Annotated in this window: 2 protein-coding genes; both read left to right on the top strand. The window is 59.9% G+C overall.

The features are described from left to right. A partial coding sequence (locus tag AC4PR2_RS28370; protein ID WP_492175984.1) for a conjugal transfer protein TraH occupies positions 1 to 921 on the top strand: 921 nt, incomplete at its 5' end. A 3-nt stretch (positions 922 to 924) separates the two neighbouring features. Further along, positions 925 to 2414: conjugal transfer protein TraG N-terminal domain-containing protein (locus AC4PR2_RS28365; RefSeq protein WP_492175983.1), on the top strand; the 1490-nt coding region annotated here is incomplete at its 3' end.

Here is a 2414-nt window from a genome sequence, read left to right as displayed (position 1 = left end):
TCGACCTGCCAGGCCGCGCAGTCGATTGTCGGCGGCCTGTGGCCGAAAACCCAGGAAGCCTCGAAGAAAATCTGCCAGGACATCGGCGGCCAGCACGACATGTTCTCGGACTGGGCGGCCTCGAGGCAGGGGTGCGGTGTGGGTGACGAGACCGACAAGGTGTTCAGCAAGGCGACACCGGAAGAGAAAAAACGCATTCCCCGCAGTCGCAACCTGACCTGGTCCACCTTCGAGAAAATCAATCAGTTCATCAGCGACGACCGGGAGCTGAAGGAACTCGTCATGTCGATGGTGGGCACGGTGATATACGACGAAAAGGGCAATACCACGTTCCTGGCGCCCAGGGGCGGCAGCGAGGCGCTGTTCAACACCCTGCTCAGCGGCGGCACCGCCAAAATCTACCGCTGCAACGACAACAACGAGTGCCTCAAGCCCTCGGCCAGCGAGTTTACGCTATCGCCTGACAAGGGCATGACGTCGCGCGTGCGCAACATCATTCAGGAAGTGTTCCGCAAAAGCCGCAGTGACGCCAGCCTGACCAATGAAGAAAAGGCTCTGGTGGCCAGTACGCGCGTCAAGGTGCTGCGTTACACCATTGACTCGGCATCGCTGGGGCTGGATGCGACGGTGGTGACCTCGCTCTCGGAATATATCGCCGCCGATATGGTGATGACCTACATCAACGGCCTGCTGGATGTGGCCGAGACGGCGGCGTCGGGCACCCTCAATACCGAAGACGAAAACGCGCGGTTCCGCGAGAACCTGCTGTCGGTACGCAATCAGCTGGGCCAGCGCGTACAGCGCATTCAGGTGCAGCAAAACGGCGTGATGGAACTCGAGCAGAATCTGGGGTACATGCGCCAGCAGCTCTCCAGCAGCCTGACCGACAAGACCCTGAGCAACTACGAATTTGGAGGCTGACGGATGGATATTTGGGTGACGGGTAACGGCAGCATCATCACCATGGGCCTGAACTTTGTGGCGACCATGGTCAATACCGCCGGCTGGCGCAGTATCCTGTGGCTGGCCGAGACGCTGGGCGTGCTGACCTGCCTGATTGCCTTTGTGCGCACGCATGATGCGAAGGTGATGTTTGGCTGGGGACTGACGTTCGTCATCGTCACCTCTGCCTTGCTCACGCCGCGTGCCACGGTGGTGGTCAACGACCTTAACCGGCCGCAGGAGATAGGGCGGGTCGACAACGTCCCGATGGGGCTGGCGGTGCCGATGTGGCTGATGACGACGGCCTCCATCACCCTGTCGACCGGGTTTGAGGATATCCTGCACCTGCCGGCAGAGCGGGCCTACTCGCAAACCGGCATGATGTTCGGCACGCGCCTGATGCAGGAATCGTTCGTCGTCAGACTCAAGAATGAGGTGCTGGCGGAGAACTTCAACGAATACGTGAAGAACTGCATCATTCCCGATGTGCAGCTCAACCACAAATACACGGTCAGCCAGCTTATGCAGTCCAGGGACATCGATGCCCTGATATTCAAAAAGCCCAGCCCGCTGCGCGGCATCATGTTCAACACCGGCACGGACACGGTTTACAAATCGTGCATCGAGGTCACCCCCACCATCCGCAGTCAGATAGCGGCGGAAAGCGGACAAAACGGCGGCAGCTTCCTGCGACTGGTGCAACGCATGCTGCCGGGGCTGCGCAACAATACCACGGTACTGCCGCAGTACCTGGAAGGGTCATACAACTACTTCTTTGAGGCAGGCAAGTCGTCGAGCGACATCCTCAAGCAAAACGTGATGATTGCCGGCATCAAGCGCGGCCTCAACAGCTACAGTCGCTCGATGGGCGACATGGGGTCGCTGGTCGACATGAACTCGGAAATGTCGCTGATGAAACTCAAGCTCACCCATCACAGCGGCTACCAGATGGCCAGCCAGGTGATGCCGCTGCTGCATACGGTGTTCATGGTGATGTTCGTTTGCCTGTTCCCGCTGATGCTGCTGCTGATGTTTGTGCGCGAGATGGCCTGGCCGGTGGTGAAGAGCTACCTCGGCTGGTTCGCCAGCCTGATGATGTGGCCACTGATGTTCTCCATCCTGAACTTCATCGTCAACTTCACCAGTGCCTATATGCTCAAGGGCGCCGGCCCGACGCTGTCCAACGAGAACCAGGTGATGTCTGATGCCACCACCCTGGCGGGCGTTGCCGGCTGGCTGACGCTGACGGTGCCGTTCCTCTCGAACTACCTGTTCACCCGCATCGGGCAGGGGGTGGCCAGCGCCGGCTCGTATGTGGGCAACGCGCTGATGAGCGCCACGGCGGGCGATGCCGGAAATGTGGCGAGCGGCAACTACAGCATCAATAACCAGTCGGTCGACAACGTCAACGGCTTCAAGACCGACCTGAACCGCGTCTGGCGCAGCGGTCAGACCACCACGCAGCTGGGCAA

This window comes from Serratia sp. A07, from assembly GCF_058725505.1.
The sequence above is the reverse complement of the archived record's forward strand: the minus strand, read 5'-3'. Positions and strand labels throughout refer to the sequence as shown.